Source organism: Dulcicalothrix desertica PCC 7102 (genome assembly GCF_003991905.1).
GTDB classification, from domain to species: Bacteria; Cyanobacteriota; Cyanobacteriia; order Cyanobacteriales; family Nostocaceae; genus Dulcicalothrix; species Dulcicalothrix desertica.
This window is the reverse complement of record NZ_RSCL01000001.1, coordinates 833,889-848,100: the sequence shown is the minus strand read 5'-3', so window position 1 is coordinate 848,100 and position 14,212 is coordinate 833,889. Positions and strand designations below refer to the sequence as shown.

The following is a 14,212-nucleotide window of genomic DNA, read 5'->3' as shown; positions in this document are numbered from 1 at the left end:
AATTTAGCAACTTTGGAGCGCGATGCAGGGCAATTAAACAAACCTGGTTTGTTAAAGAAACCAGGTTTGTGGGTTATATTGACGTAATATTGTGAGGAGGGGCAAACAATAAAATTCGTATCTGGTTATAATTATTGTCTGCCTCGTCAACAGTTGATGCTCCTTGCCAGTTTTGTAAAATCATCACCTAACTAACTTTGATACCCTGGTTTTCAGACTCATCTCACAAACGACCCGATACCTCTATGAATGCTGACTCTTGGGGGCGCCAGTTCCAAGTACGCGCCGCATATGCAGACGATTTGAATGATGTTGCTCAAATCATTACTGAGAGTTTTCATTCACCCAGTGGCTTTTGGGGATGGACTTTGCCCCTGTTACGCTTGGGTATTTACGAAGATTTAAGACACCGTTTGGCATCACCTGCACCACATCAGCTTTGTTTAGTGGCAGTTGATATGGCAAATACCAACAATACCAAGGCTGGAACCGTTGAATTAGGTGTGCGTTATAATGATACTTGGGGACATGCAAGTAAAAGCTTTGTTTATCTATCGAATTTGGCGGTGCATCCAAATTACCGTCGGCAAGGTGTTGGCTCTAGTTTGCTTGCAAATTGCGAAAAGCTTGCTCGCTCATGGGGGTTTCAAGATATATATCTCCACGTCTTGGAAACTAACCATACTGCACGGCAACTTTACTTTAAGCTTGGATATCGCGTACATAAAGTCGAAACAGGCTGGAATCTATTCTTCTTCAAACGGGCGCCGCAAATTCTCTTGCATAAGCGCTTGAGTTAGCATAGTCATACGATAAATATTAAATTAATATAAAATTTGTATGGACGCAAGATATTACACTTCATCTATAGATATATGTAGATATGTATTTTTTTACTTAAAAGTCAGTATTATGTCTGAGCAACAATCAAATATTGTTAAGTATGATTAATTTAGTACGTCATCAGGGGTTGGATAGCACATACTTATCTATCTAAGGTCGTAGAGAACGTTGAAAACAACGTAAAAATTATCAAGATAGGTGTGAAGTCATGTAATACTCATGTTTCGTTGAAATTGCTAGTTACAGTTGATGCGACAATTTGAGGATGGCAAAGTATAAAAGTTTTTATTTATCTTGATATGCTTTATCTTTACTTTACACAATTGCCCAATTCCCATGAAGACGCATTTAATTTATTAGCGTTGAAAATCAGTCTTGGTTCTGTTAAAAATCCACCCTGACTCTGGTGTCATCATCCTTCTTAAAGGAGATGTAATTTATAACTAAATAGTAAAGCATGACTTGATTTCATCAAATATCCATGTTGTCATCAGTAAAATTACGTGAAAAAATTTTGAAATTTCTCACAGTAACTTTGTAATCTAGATATTCAACTTTATAAAAACTTTAAGGAAAAACCCTTATGTCTCAAGACAAAAGTAATCAAATCTCATAGAATAAGATTACTCAATTGTTGAAAAACTTTGATTAATTCTGATTCGACTTGAATAAATAAGGAAAATATTGATAATAATAAAAACTCAGCTTAATATATATAGCTTCGAGTTGTAATAAAAGTTCACGCTCTTTACCGATTACATAAACATTAAAAAACATCGATAGCCAAAAATAAAGCTATCAGGCTGCTATGGTATCAACTTATTATCCTGACACCAGTTTTCTCGAATATCTTGTGACACCAGATGGATGTGAGCAATTTTATGGCTCGGACATTCTGACGATGTTACACAGTGGAAAGGTTTTGACGGTGAATAGCAAAAGACGGAATGGTTTAATATTGTTCAAACGTTATCACGCCGAATTTGCCGGACCTGGCGCCGCCGTTGGTGGTGACTATGACCGCGATTGTCTGGGCGCTTTAGCGATTGGTAATCTTTCAATACTTTGCCCTGAAACCCATGAAGAACGCCAAAAAGCTTATCTAATTAGGCGCCAGTGGATTCGACTAATCAGGCAAATTACAGAGTCTTCATTAGCTTCTAAACGAGTAATAAAGATTCTCGACCAATTTGAACAATATTTTCCATCAGAAATGGTATCTCAACTACCAGATGAAGCATTTGCACTATTAGTGGGCGTATTACCACAGACAGTAGCAAACGTGCGTCATTCTGCTAATGATATAGAAGATAAATACGACCATTAAGATTAGTTAACATAAACCCATAAAACAATAAATAATTCTAAAGACTTACCTAAACTTAGACTTCAAATTCATCTAAAACGGTTTTCATCCTCATCAAAGTATGAGCATTTTCTTTTTGAGTTCCGATTGTAATTCGTAAACCCCCCCCCGTTTGACGTACTAGAGTGCCCCGCAGAAGCAATTGCTCAGTTAAACTCGTTAATAAATCATCAATTTTGACCGTATTGCTTATTTTTGGCTGTAAATAAATAAAATTCGCCGCGCTATCCCACACTTTCAGTTGCGTAAATTGTCTTAAACCAGCTTGTAGTTTTTTTCGCTCGCTAATCGTTTCAGGTATTGTATTGAGTAATAAGTCTCGATTTTGAATTGCGAGTAGTGCAGTTGCGATAGAGAAACTAGGAAGATTATAAGGTAAACGGACTTTTTCGAGAACGGATATCAATTCCGGATGGGCAATACAATATCCCACACGCATCGCAGCAAGTCGAAAAGCTTTAGAAAACGTCCGCATTACTACCCAGTTGGGGTGTGAGTCTAATTCCGACACTAAGGTATTCTGACTAAACTCAAAATAAGCTTCGTCAATAACTATTAAAATATTAGGCGATATACTTTTAATCCAAGATAATTCGTTTTCACTTAATGCGTTTGCAGTGGGAGAATTAGGGTGAACGACAAAAATAGCCCGAATTGGTGGATTTTGCTGACTTTGGAGCGCAGCGGTAGCCGCATCTAAATCAATTTCAAAAGTTTCCTTATTTCTACCAACTGTTACAACATTAATTCCCAACGTTTGCGCTAAAATACCATACATCGAAAACGTTGGATTTGCTACTAATATTGAACCATTGCCTCCAACGCAGCTAGCAATTAACAGTGAACGTATCAATTCATCTGAACCATTTCCAACAGATATATTAGATGCTGTAATAAATGGCGCCGTGGCAGTTTCATTAACATATTCGGCAATTGCTCGCTTTAGTTCTTCGTGTCCCCCATCTGGGTAACGATTTGTTTCAATGACTTGTTCATAAGTCCAAGCGAGTTTTTGTTTTAACTCTACTGGCAAATCGTAAGGACTTTCATTGGTATCAAGTCTATCGAACACAGTTGCAACTGGTTCAAAGCTATTACTTCCGGGATGTGGTTTGTAAGCACTGAACTGCGCGAGGTCTTGACGAATATAAGGAAGCATGGGGAATTTTGGATTTTATTACGTATATGGATTTTGGATTATCGCATGTTGTGGGGGCGGGTTTACGAGATATTTGGCTTTGTTCTAGGATATCTGTAAACCCGCCCCTACGGTAATTGGCAAAACCGTGAAATCGCTTCTTTGATATTATCGACTACATCATACATTCCGTGGTCGGTATTTAGTTCAACTAGTTCAACTGTATGATGTTGTTGTGCAAAATCGCGGCTAGCTTGAATTGGGATAACTTCGTCATTAATACCGTGCAATATTAAAGTCGGTATAGGGCGCCGTAATTTATCTTCTTTATACAGTGCCGCATCTGTAACGAAATCATAATGTAAAGGTAACTCACACTGCGACCCATAATGGTAGACCATCATATATTTAGTTTGGCGCCAGCGTTGAAGCTTTTCTTCACCAAGTGCATGTGTCCAGTGCGATAAAAAGCCAAAAGCAGGTGCGAGTAAAACTAAACGCTGTACAGAAATATAATTTTCTGCTAAGAATGCTGCGGTTAAACCTCCTAAGCTTGAGCCAATAAGCGTTACAGGTGTAGAGTCTCTAGGAAATTCTTTCTCAACTTGTTTGAGTTGACGTGTAATAGTTAAGTGCGAAAAATCTCCGTTATTTAAATCAGGTATTTTGATATTTACATGTAAATTCGCAAGATATGACTGAATATCGCGCGCTTTAGCTGAATTTGGACTAGATGCAAACCCATGCAGGTAGATATATTGCATAACGGGAATGGTGGGCAATACCCACCATACAAATTATCTCATTGTGACAAATTCTTCGGCGGCTGATGGGTGAATACCAACGGTAGCGTCGAAGTCTTTTTTGGTGGCGCCCATTTTGACTGCAATAGCTATACCTTGGATTATTTCGGCAGCATCGTCACCTACCATATGGGCGCCTAATACTTTATCGGTATTACTATCGACTATTAATTTCATCATTGTGCGTTCGTCGGCGCCTGGTAGGGTGTAGTACATGGGGCGGAAACTAGTTTTGAAGATTTTAATATTATCTCCGTATTTACCCTTAGCTTGTTCTTCGGTTAATCCCACAGTTGCCGCTTCGGGTGTGGAGAATACGGCAGTAGCGACATCTTCGTGACTAAATACACGACGGTTATTACCGAATTCACTGTCAGCAAAAGCACGTCCTTCACCGATAGCGACTGGAGTTAGGTTGATTCTATCCGTAACATCACCAACAGCGTAAATGTTTTCTTGGGAAGTTTGGCTGTATTCATTAACGGCAATAGCGTTCATTGTGCTGTAACCTGGGCCCTCAATTGAACCTTGTACTAAGTTAACTCCAGCATTTTCTAAACCTAATCCTTCAACATTAGGCGCCCGTCCCGCAGCAATTAAAAATACATCGGCATTTAATGGCGCCAAATTTTCATCAGATAAAGTTAACTTCAAACCGTCGCCATTTTTCTCAACCTGTTTGACAATGTTGTTGCGAATCAAATTAATACCGTGGTTCTTCATCCCAGATTCAATATTGTCGCGAACATCTTCGTCAAACCCTTTGAGAATTTTCTGTCCACGTGTGATTTGTGTGACTTCACATCCTAAACCCCGCATAATACAAGCAAACTCAGTGCCAATATAACCAGCACCGATAATTGCTATATGCTTAGGTTTTTCCTTAAGGTGGAATATTTCGTTCGATGTAATGCCATATTCAGCAAAACCGGGCATATCTGGTTTAACAGGGCGCCCACCCACAGCGATTAGAATTTTATCAGCAGTGTATTTCTGATCGCCAACTTCAACGGTGTGAGGGTCTAAGATTTTGCCTTTACCCGAAATTAATTCTACACCTGCTTTTTCTAAGAAGCTAATATGTAATTGTGACAGGCGCCGAACTTCTTTATCAATAGATGTAATAAAGTGTTCCCAGTCTAACGAGGTGTCACCAACTTTCCAACCATAACCTTGTGCTTCTTTAAATATCGCAGGAAAATGCGAAGCGTAAACCATCAACTTTTTTGGTACACAACCGCGAATTACACATGTACCACCCACTAAGTCATTTTCGGCTATTGCCACTTTTGCCCCGTAGCTAGCTGCACGCTTAGAAGCTGCTAAACCACCCGAACCGGCGCCAATAACGAACAAATCATAATCGTATGCCATATTACAACTTCCTGGACTATACAAAACTTAAGAGCGTATTTTATCTATATATATGTTAAAGAATGAAAGCACAGGCAGGGATGCCTGTGTCACAAGAATATATTAAAGGGTCATCAACTCCTCGGCTGTTGTGGGGTGAATACCAATTGTTTCTACTAAATCTTGCTTGGTAATACCCTTTCTAATTGCGACACCCAAGCTTTGAATTATATCCGCTGCATGTTCCCCTACCATGTGGGCGCCTAAAACTTGTTGATTTTCTGTTTGAACTATAATCTTTATCAGCGTTTTCTCATCGCTACCACCAAATTGCGATAGTAACGATTTAAACTCAGTTTTAAAAGATTCTACATCATCACCAAATTTTTCGCGCGCTTGTTGTTCCGTCATTCCATAGCTTGCACCTTCGGGACGAGAGAACACCGCAGTTGGTACTTCGTTGTAATTTACTGTTTTGGGTGTTTTGCCGAATACTGTTTTAGCAAATGCTTCACCTTCCGCTTTCGCAACAGGTGTTAATTGTAAGCGACCCGAACAATCACCAACTGCGTAGATATTATCAATGTTAGTGCAATTGTACTCATTCACTTTGATGGTACCTTTTTCAGCTAGCTCGATACCAACTTTTTCTAAGCCTAGTTTTTCGATGTTCGGCGTGCGACCCGTGGCGACTAAAATAGTGTCAGCGGCAACTGTCGCTTGCTTATCACCTTTAATTTTCACAAGCAAGCCATCTTCACAAAGTTTAATTTCTTTGGCAGTGCTATTGTGAAAAAATCTAATCCCTCGTTTTGTTAAACTTTGTTGAATATGAGCGCGAACATCATCATCAAATCCTGATAATATTAGTTCGTCATTGTTAATAACGGTGACTTTGCACCCAAAAGCGTTCATCATGCTGGCAAATTCGGTACCAATGTAACCACCACCAATTACTACAAACCGCTTAGGCAAGTAAGGCAGGTGGAACATTTCGCGCGATGTAATGGCAAATTCAATGCCGGGAATATCTGGTAAGTTGGGGCGCCCGCCAACAGCGATTAAAATCTTATCAGCTGTAATTTTACGGTTATCTACTTCTAGGGTGTGGTCATCAATAAAGGTCGCATATCCCTTTATTAAATCTACTCCTGCTTTTTGTAACTGTTTTGAAAACGAGTCGTTCAGATTATCAAGATGTTTGTCTACTAATTTAGTAAACCTTGTCCAGTCAAAGTAATTATCGCATTGGCTCCATCCATACTGGTGTGCCATTTGATTTTGCAGGGCAAAGTCAGCGGCGTAAACGATTAGCTTTTTAGGAATGCAGCCACGGTTAACACAAGTTCCGCCCAAAGCTTCGTGTTCTGCTATACCAACACGGGCGCCGAAGCTTGCAGCTGTTTTGGCTGCTGCTAGTCCTCCTGAACCAGCACCAATTACAAACAAGTCGTAGTCAAAAGTCATGGCTGTAGAGATGATGGCATTATCTACTATCTTTACAAATCTTTACCATAAATGCCATCTATCTCGAAAGTTGATTTCTAAAAAAATAAATCTAGCCAAAGGTAGAAAATTGAAAATTGTAGCATAGGCGCCTCGCCTGTACAGCTAAAGTATTTATTTTTACTACATTTACACATACAACACAGAGAGGATTGGCAACGGATGATAAACGGATGTAACGGATACGTTATTTTACACAACCAGATTTTGTTTGTAACCAATAACTCATCCGTTACATCCGTTGTATCCGTTGCAAAGTAACTGGGTGATATGTTTTAAAATTTTAAATAATTCATTATCTGGGTTGCGAAGTTCAAAAATCCTAGAAGTCGCATACTGTGGCTGTTCTCCTTGGATGAGCTTTATAAATACAAAACTCCCTCCAGTTGTAATCATGCCAAAAGTAGGTTTATCTCGGTAAGGATTTGCTAACATATAAGCTAATATCTGTGCTAAACCTGCTTCTATAGAAAAAGCTGCTTGTTTAGATTCAATCACCATTAACCATAATTGGTCTTTCAATACCAGGACATCCAAACTTCCCTTGATTATAGTATCTTCATCAAGAGCGGATATTTCGATGGATTTTTCGGACTTGACGCAGTATGGCGAAAGGTAAAAGTCCCCGATAAATAAAAGTGGGTCTAGCACTACCATCTTCACGATGTTTTCTAAGAAAGGCGTGTATCTCAGTAGATTAAAATATCCAGCTTGTACTTTATCTAACTGCTGTTTTTCTGATTCGCTCAGTTCTGGTAAATTATCTTGCCATTCACAAAAAAAATCTTGATCTCGAATTAATTTGATGTTAAATAAAATTTCTAGTTCTAATAATGTAACATCTCTAGGTTGTATTGTTTTCACCATATGACATTGTTATTGATTATTCACAAAAGACTATATACATATTTTAGTATAAATAAGGTGTTTAGGTAAAAAACCACAAAGGCACAAAGAACAGAAAGAAAGAAAGAAAGAAGGAGATATTTTGCTGTGTGGTTAAATTATGGTGTGGATAGTTCTGGGGTTTTGGTATATGTTGAGGATGTTTGTAGTGGTAAGAGTCGGTTGAGGTGTCCTTATTGTGGTGGTGGTTTGACTGCTAAGAAGGGTAAGAAGAACTCACACCATTTTGCCCATAGTGATGATACTTGTCGTTCGGTTGCTAATCAGGAGTTTCCTGTTTTACCTTTTTACGATAGCTTTAATATTCAGTTATCTGGTAAGGATTTGAAGTTACTTAAGTTATTGTGGAGTGAGTATGGCTGTAGAGATTATTTAGTCAGTCCTCAGTTGCTTACTCCTGGTTTATTAAAGTCAGGTTTGTTAACTAAGAATGTTTATATGGTTCCTAGTGGGTATGAGTTTAATGATTTAGGTAAGATACCCGTTGGCGCCTTAGAGTTAGCGTTGTTTAATTCGGTGCAGGAACCTTTAATATTTAAGAAGCTATTGAAGTTAGAGTTAGCTGTTGAACATGCGACTTTTAAAAAAAGTTCTGATTTATCACATCGAATTATTGATTTAGAATTATACCGCGCGCAGTTGAGACGAGTGTTATCAAATACGCTGTATTTTTTAGAAATTCGGACTGATGATAAAAAGGTATTTTATAAAGTGGGTGTGACTAGGCGCCAAATTCAAAAGCGTCTCAAAGAAGTAGAGATAGATTTGGTCGCGCATTATAAAACTATTGATATAAAAGTGCTGGGTACATGGGAAAATCGCGGCAATATTGAAAAGTATTTTAAGCACCGTTATCAAAGCTTTAATTATCCCATTGGAAGTTTAACGGAGTATTATAAATTTAGTAGTGAGAACGTCAAAACAGTAATGCACGATTTGCAACAAATGCAAGCAAAACAACTTAATCAAATCGAGTTAGATATATTAGCTGAAGAAAATCCTCAAATCAAAGTGCTAGTTAGTCGCTAGATTATACTTACTTCCGATGTATTAATTTCGACGGTTACACTGTTTCCATACTTAATGTCAGGTATGGGAACTGCGATAATTTCTAAAATAGAGGGGTTTTGAAAATGATTGATTTTAGTTTCTGGATGCGGGTAGTATATGAGTGCATCGTATTTACTACCGTTAAAGATAACTTGACAGTGTGAGAAAGAAAAGTCTTCTGTATCATGTTCAGGCGACCACTTAACATTTCTAAACGTGTATTGTGGTTTATTTAGCTTAAACTCTTTAGGGATAATCGATATATTTAAAGTACCCAGATAGTAGTTGCTTATATCAAGTCCCAAATCCTTGAAAAAAGGTAACTGCATTTCTAAAGTACCTCTAGGATAAGGACTATTTTTCGATTTTCCAGAAGCTACTTGATATCCAGATGTAACTACACCCTCAACAGTTATCCAGTTTTGAATCATAATTTGTATAACTTAATCTTGAAGTTTCTTTTATTATATGCATGATACTAATGCGAAACTCGCCAAACTGCAAAGCCTACGTAAGTTAAGTGATTTATGGGACCGTTCGTTAAGTGTTCCAGGTACAAAATTTAAAGTTGGACTTGAGTCACTTGTGGGTTTGTTGCCTGTAGGTGGAGATTTTATTGGTATTTTAATGTCTGTATATATTGTTTTTCAGGCAATTCAATTTAAACTGCCTAAAACAGTGTTAGCAAAAATGATATTTAATATAGTTATTGATGGCGCCGTTGGTTCTATACCAATACTAGGGGATATATTTGATACAACATGGAAGGCGAATACCAAGAATGTAAATTTACTCGAAGCGCATTTACGCGAACCAATTAAAAGCCGTCAAAAAGACAAATGGTTTATTAATATAGTCCTAGCTGTTTTAGTTTTAATTCTAATTGGCATAATTGCTTTGTTTGCTTTTGGAATATGGCTAGCGGTAAGATTTTTGGGTGGTAATCAATAATATAGTCCCCCCTTCCCTTTCAATAACTGTACCAAAATTGCTGAATTGACCGCCGCATAATAATATATTTATATTACTTCAAAGTTATCCATTGTAGGACAGGCTATAAGCTAGGGTGTTAACTTTGGGCGCCTTGTGATAATATTTTTTCATACAGATTATATGCATCAAGGTGCCGGATGGGAGTTGACTACCAATGAGAGAATATAAAAGCCAATCGAAGCGTTTAGTACGTTTGTTTAGGAAAAGTCGAGAGAATTGGAATATTCAGCACTATCAAGACAAAAAAAGCTAAGAGCCTTGGAAATAAAAATTAGAGATTTGTCGCTCTCACGAGAAAATTGGAAACAGCGGGCGATGACAGCAGAAAAAGAATTGCGTCTACGAGCGTAGTATGTATGACTTTAGTATCAATCCAGAAATGAGGGAATAATTATAAGAAAAATCTCACATTAATATAAAATATTTAAAACATTTAACTTAGAATTTTACAAATTTACAATTTGAATCAACATTACATTACTTTCAAATAAACAAAACAGCATGAATAGAAATAGAATAGTCGGAATTATATACGGCATTGGAACTATTGCAGCTTCGATTTATTTTATAATATCTGCTACAGTAACTACCTTAACTTGCACAAGAATTGAGTCTACATGTGAACTAGTGCAATCAAGATTACTGCGGTCGGATTTTGTACAAAAAATCCCTTTGAATCAATTGCTGGGAGCTAAAGTTGATGTTTCTAAACGTATGGGTCGCAATAGGTATCAAATCAAGCTCATTGCTAAGAGTGGTGAGATTGATTTCACGAATTTCTATAGTAGCTATGATGAAAGTAAAAAGCAAAAAAATGCATATTTAATAAATACATTTGTTCAGGATTCTAAAATACCAACTTTAGAAGTACAGCAAGATGAACGACCACTTACTTATGTAATCTGTGGTATAGGTATCATTTTTGGCTTGGGCACCGTGATTTCCTCACTCAATCACAAAGAGTAGCAGGCACCAGAAAGCACGCGGTTCGTTTGTAATGTGCTGGCATCAAGAAACTAATAGGACTTACGCACGGTCAACGAGAAAATAGGTATTCCAAACATATTCTATCCCCCAACTTAGGGTGTTAACTTTGTAGGAAATGCTCCTAAAAAAGTTCATGCAACTTTTGTGTCATTATTTCAGACTGAAACATAGTTCTTCTTTGTGACAGCATAGACTGACCAAAAACTTTGGTTGACCATTCTTTCAAGGTATCGAATAGTTTCCAATGCCTGTTTGACTACAGAAGTTGCCAGGTTCATGGTACACAGACAGATACTCAACACTGTTTGACCTATCTGTTTAATAGGGCATTTAGAAGAAAAGTGTTTATATTTACCAAAAATTGATTCAATGATATCGGAAGTTGCTAGGAGAGTAATATCCGCAGGAATTTGAGAACTTTCTTTAATTAAATAATCGATAATTTTTTGTTTAAAATTCGGATTAACTTTAAAATCTAAGCAAGATTGAAGGAACTCAAAGTTCATGAAAGATTGCTGGTTAATTTCATTAGTTTTGAGGTAAGTCTCTAAACTTCTTGTCATTTCAACCATTTCACTCCAAACTTTGATTTCTTCTTGATATTCATTTAGCCATCCAAGCTTATCTTTGAGTTTTTGTTCTAATACTTTTGACTCAAGATTTGGCACTTGATTAGCAATTGCATTGATTGAATAATTCCACCTTTTTTGTACCCACTCCACTAATTTTTCCACATTAAAAAAGCGCAAAGTGGGCGGTGTCGGTTTCCGTCCCGCCCAACTTTGTAAGAATCGGCACTGAGAGCGCTGAGATAGAGGCGATAGAAAAGAAAGTTCTGTTTGCTGAAGCTGGTTTCTACTCTTATTACAACGCTCGGTAAAAGATTGATATCTTTCTGATGTTGCGTTCCTCATGTTTAAGAATTAAAGCCATCCCATGAGTTACATCATAAGTATAAATTATTGAAGGATATTTTTGATTATAAAGTTTAATTCCTTTTTCAATGTCACTACCGTGATCAAATTTTGAGTGTTTGCCAGCAAGGAAATTTCAGCCCAAAAGTGACGATAGAAGCAATCCAAATGCAGACAATTATTGGGTTAGTGTCAGCGGGAGTGGGAATTGCGATTGTACCGTATTCTTTGCAAAATCTTCAAAGGGCTGGTGTAGTTTATCGTGCTTTCAAAGAAAAAACACCATTAGTAGAAACGGCTGTAGTGTGGCGACAAGAGCAGATGACACCTGTTTTAAGAGAGTTTCTACGAATTGTGAAAAGTGTCTGTGATTAACTAATCAGGTATTTTTATGCAATTCGTAGTTAACGTTAACTTCTAAGAACAGAAACCGGGCTTCTATACGAAAAATCAACGTTTTATAGCAAGATTTTTGGCAAGAAGCCCGCTTTCTTTGGGCTTATTGCAAATGGTGCATTCCGGTAAGTTAAGGCGCCTATTTTTTTCTAGAGCATGGAGTAAAACCTAATTTTTGTAAAGAAAGGTTAAGTTTGGCAGAAAATGAAGCGAAGTCGCTAGAAATAAGATGGCAGTAAAAATGCTGTGCTGATAACAAGTGTGGAGTTTCAGATGAGTCACTCGGCAAAAGATGAACAAATGCAGAAGCAGCTACTACAACTAGCTACTACAGTTCAAATGTACCCAGCATTGACTCAGGCTCGAAAACTTGCCTTAACTAAGTTGATTAATACTATTGTATGTTCCGGTAAGCTTTGTCATCCACAAAGTGGACAGTATCCAGCAAGTCTTTATGAAGAAATTTATAATGAAGCATTGCAAGAACTTCTACTTTATATTTGTCAAAATATTCACAAATATGATGCAACGCGCGCTTCGGTAATTACATGGGTTAATTTTCTTTTAGAGCGGCGTTTTTTTCCAGAAGCTATTCCTAAAATCCTTAATAGGCAGGGTATCACACAACTTCCTGACCAGGATATTCTTGCTTCACAAGAAAAAACAATAAGCCTTACGGAATTAGTGAGGGAATGTATAGAATTAGACCCTGAGAATCTTTTCAAAAAAAAACATATAGAAAATTTTCCTCAAGCAAACTTTCAACAGTTAGCTTTGCGAAGGATATCAGGAAAATCATGGAAGGAAATATCAGCAGAATTTGAAATAAAGCTTCAAACTGTTAGTAGCTTCTACTACCGATGTGTTACAGAGTTTGCTCCAAAGCTAAAAGAATATTGCAGCGATGATATAAATTAAATACAAGGTCAGGAAATGAAAAAATTATCACAATCTTTAACTTTTAGTCTCCCAATTAGTGCAGGCGCCTATCGTTTAGCACAAAAGTTTAGGGATTATCATACTAATCCACTCAAAGCCAAGCAAGTTTATTTTAATACTTTAGCTATAACAGTAGTCAAAGCGTATCTAAATTTAATGGGAATTCAGGTAAACTGGGAAGATTGTTTAAGTTATAATCCACTTACACAGACTTTATTAGATGTTGCAGATTTAGATGTACAAGGTTTAGGAAAAATCGAGTGTCGTGCAATTGAAATGTTTGAGGAAGCAGCAGATACAGCAAATAATATTATTTCTGTTCCTCTAGAAGCATGTTTAGATAGAATCGGCTATGTATTTGTACAAATCAATGAATCGTTAAAAACTGCCACAATTTTAGGGTTTCGTAAAACTATTCCTGACAACGGCGAATTACCTATAAGCGAATTAGAATCGCTAGAAGATTTGCTATCACTTTTAAGTCAACCTGCCGAAGTAAATAGTGAATCTTTTATCTCTATTCCACGAATAAATAATCTTAGTCAGTGGTTTCAAAATGTTTTTGATATAGGTTGGCAAACAGTAGAATCGCTTTTAAGTTTACAGCAACAAACTGAAATAGCTTACCGAAGTAAATCATTTAATGAAATTAGTGATAACAATTTAAATACCCATTCAGAGAGTCAGCACGAAAGTCTTAGCACAACTATTGAACGAGGAAAATTATTTGATTTATCTCAAATCAAAAATGAGCAAATAGCTTTACTCGTCGAATTGATTCATACTTGCGAAGAAGAAATAGATATTTGGGTTAAAGTTTACCCATGTGGAACTAGAAAAAATCTTCCAGAAGAGCTTCAGTTATTTGTGTTAGATGAATTAGGAACAGTTGTTATGCAAGCGACAGCAAGAAATACTGAGAATATCTTGCTGAATTTTAGTAGTGTATTGGGAGAGTGTTTTAGTGTGAAATTAACATTAAATGAGGTCAGTTTTACTGAACACTTTCAAGTTTAGA

General features: G+C 37.1%; 14 protein-coding genes and 1 pseudogene. 8 read left to right on the top strand and 7 right to left on the bottom strand.

The genetic code is table 11. The features are described 5' to 3' along the window. Positions 1 to 197: 197 nt before the first annotated feature. Together DSM106972_RS03715 and DSM106972_RS03710 are read left to right on the top strand one after the other, a co-directional pair. Positions 198 to 800, top strand: coding sequence for a GNAT family N-acetyltransferase (locus DSM106972_RS03715; RefSeq protein ID WP_127078913.1), 603 nt, complete (start codon positions 198 to 200; stop codon positions 798 to 800). Positions 801 to 1,651: 851 nt separating this feature from the next. Next, positions 1,652 to 2,170 carry a hypothetical protein gene (locus DSM106972_RS03710; protein WP_127078911.1) on the top strand — a complete coding sequence of 173 codons (519 nt, stop codon included), beginning with the start codon at positions 1,652 to 1,654 and terminating at the stop codon, positions 2,168 to 2,170. 55 nt (positions 2,171 to 2,225) lie between these two features. Here DSM106972_RS03710 and DSM106972_RS03705 read toward each other — a convergent pair whose 3' ends face one another. The 5 genes from DSM106972_RS03705 to DSM106972_RS03685 form a co-directional block, all read right to left on the bottom strand. Further along, positions 2,226 to 3,368, bottom strand: coding sequence for a histidinol-phosphate transaminase (locus tag DSM106972_RS03705; protein WP_127078909.1), 1,143 nt, complete (start codon positions 3,366 to 3,368; stop codon positions 2,226 to 2,228). Between the two features lie 107 nt (positions 3,369 to 3,475). Then, the gene (locus tag DSM106972_RS03700) at positions 3,476 to 4,111 is read right to left on the bottom strand and encodes a YqiA/YcfP family alpha/beta fold hydrolase (protein ID WP_127078907.1); all 636 of its coding nucleotides are present in this window, start codon (positions 4,109 to 4,111) and stop codon (positions 3,476 to 3,478) included. 33 nt (positions 4,112 to 4,144) lie between these two features. Further along, positions 4,145 to 5,524, bottom strand: coding sequence for a glutathione-disulfide reductase (gene gor, locus DSM106972_RS03695; protein WP_127078905.1), 1,380 nt, complete (start codon positions 5,522 to 5,524; stop codon positions 4,145 to 4,147). A gap of 102 nt (positions 5,525 to 5,626) precedes the next feature. Beyond that, positions 5,627 to 6,970, bottom strand: a complete 1,344-nt coding sequence (gene gorA, locus DSM106972_RS03690; protein WP_127078903.1) for a glutathione-disulfide reductase — start codon at positions 6,968 to 6,970, stop codon at positions 5,627 to 5,629. A gap of 264 nt (positions 6,971 to 7,234) precedes the next feature. Beyond that, on the bottom strand, positions 7,235 to 7,876 hold the full coding sequence (locus DSM106972_RS03685) for a restriction endonuclease subunit R (RefSeq protein ID WP_127078901.1): 642 nt from the start codon (positions 7,874 to 7,876) through the stop codon (positions 7,235 to 7,237). A gap of 126 nt (positions 7,877 to 8,002) precedes the next feature. Between DSM106972_RS03685 and DSM106972_RS03680 the strand changes: the two genes are divergently transcribed. Further along, positions 8,003 to 8,944, top strand: a complete 942-nt coding sequence (locus tag DSM106972_RS03680; protein ID WP_127078899.1) for a competence protein CoiA family protein — start codon at positions 8,003 to 8,005, stop codon at positions 8,942 to 8,944. Here the strand turns inward: DSM106972_RS03680 and DSM106972_RS03675 are convergent. After that, positions 8,941 to 9,396, bottom strand: coding sequence for a hypothetical protein (locus DSM106972_RS03675; protein ID WP_127078897.1), 456 nt, complete (start codon positions 9,394 to 9,396; stop codon positions 8,941 to 8,943). The two genes, DSM106972_RS03680 and DSM106972_RS03675, sit on opposite strands and share 4 nt — an antisense overlap. A gap of 37 nt (positions 9,397 to 9,433) precedes the next feature. Here DSM106972_RS03675 and DSM106972_RS03670 point away from each other — a divergent pair, with 37 nt between their 5' ends. Together DSM106972_RS03670 and DSM106972_RS03660 are read left to right on the top strand one after the other, a co-directional pair. Continuing rightward, positions 9,434 to 9,916, top strand: coding sequence for a DUF4112 domain-containing protein (locus tag DSM106972_RS03670; RefSeq protein ID WP_127078895.1), 483 nt, complete (start codon positions 9,434 to 9,436; stop codon positions 9,914 to 9,916). 543 nt (positions 9,917 to 10,459) lie between these two features. After that, positions 10,460 to 10,924, top strand: coding sequence for a hypothetical protein (locus DSM106972_RS03660; protein WP_127078893.1), 465 nt, complete (start codon positions 10,460 to 10,462; stop codon positions 10,922 to 10,924). Positions 10,925 to 11,100: 176 nt separating this feature from the next. Here DSM106972_RS03660 and DSM106972_RS03655 read toward each other — a convergent pair whose 3' ends face one another. Further along, the gene (locus tag DSM106972_RS03655; protein ID WP_233787862.1) at positions 11,101 to 11,667 is read right to left on the bottom strand and encodes a hypothetical protein; all 567 of its coding nucleotides are present in this window, start codon (positions 11,665 to 11,667) and stop codon (positions 11,101 to 11,103) included. A gap of 294 nt (positions 11,668 to 11,961) precedes the next feature. Between DSM106972_RS03655 and DSM106972_RS03645 the strand changes: the two are divergent. From DSM106972_RS03645 to DSM106972_RS03635, 3 genes and pseudogenes are all read left to right on the top strand, one after another. Next, positions 11,962 to 12,234 (top strand): annotated as a pseudogene (locus tag DSM106972_RS03645) (LysR substrate-binding domain-containing protein); the annotation flags it as partial. 294 nt (positions 12,235 to 12,528) lie between these two features. Continuing rightward, complete coding sequence (locus tag DSM106972_RS03640; RefSeq protein WP_127078892.1) at positions 12,529 to 13,173, top strand: RNA polymerase sigma factor; 645 nt, start codon at positions 12,529 to 12,531, stop codon at positions 13,171 to 13,173. Between the two features lie 15 nt (positions 13,174 to 13,188). Further along, entirely contained in the window at positions 13,189 to 14,211 is a 1,023-nt protein-coding gene (locus DSM106972_RS03635; RefSeq protein WP_127078890.1) for a DUF1822 family protein, read from the top strand. Position 14,212: the final 1 nt, after the last annotated feature.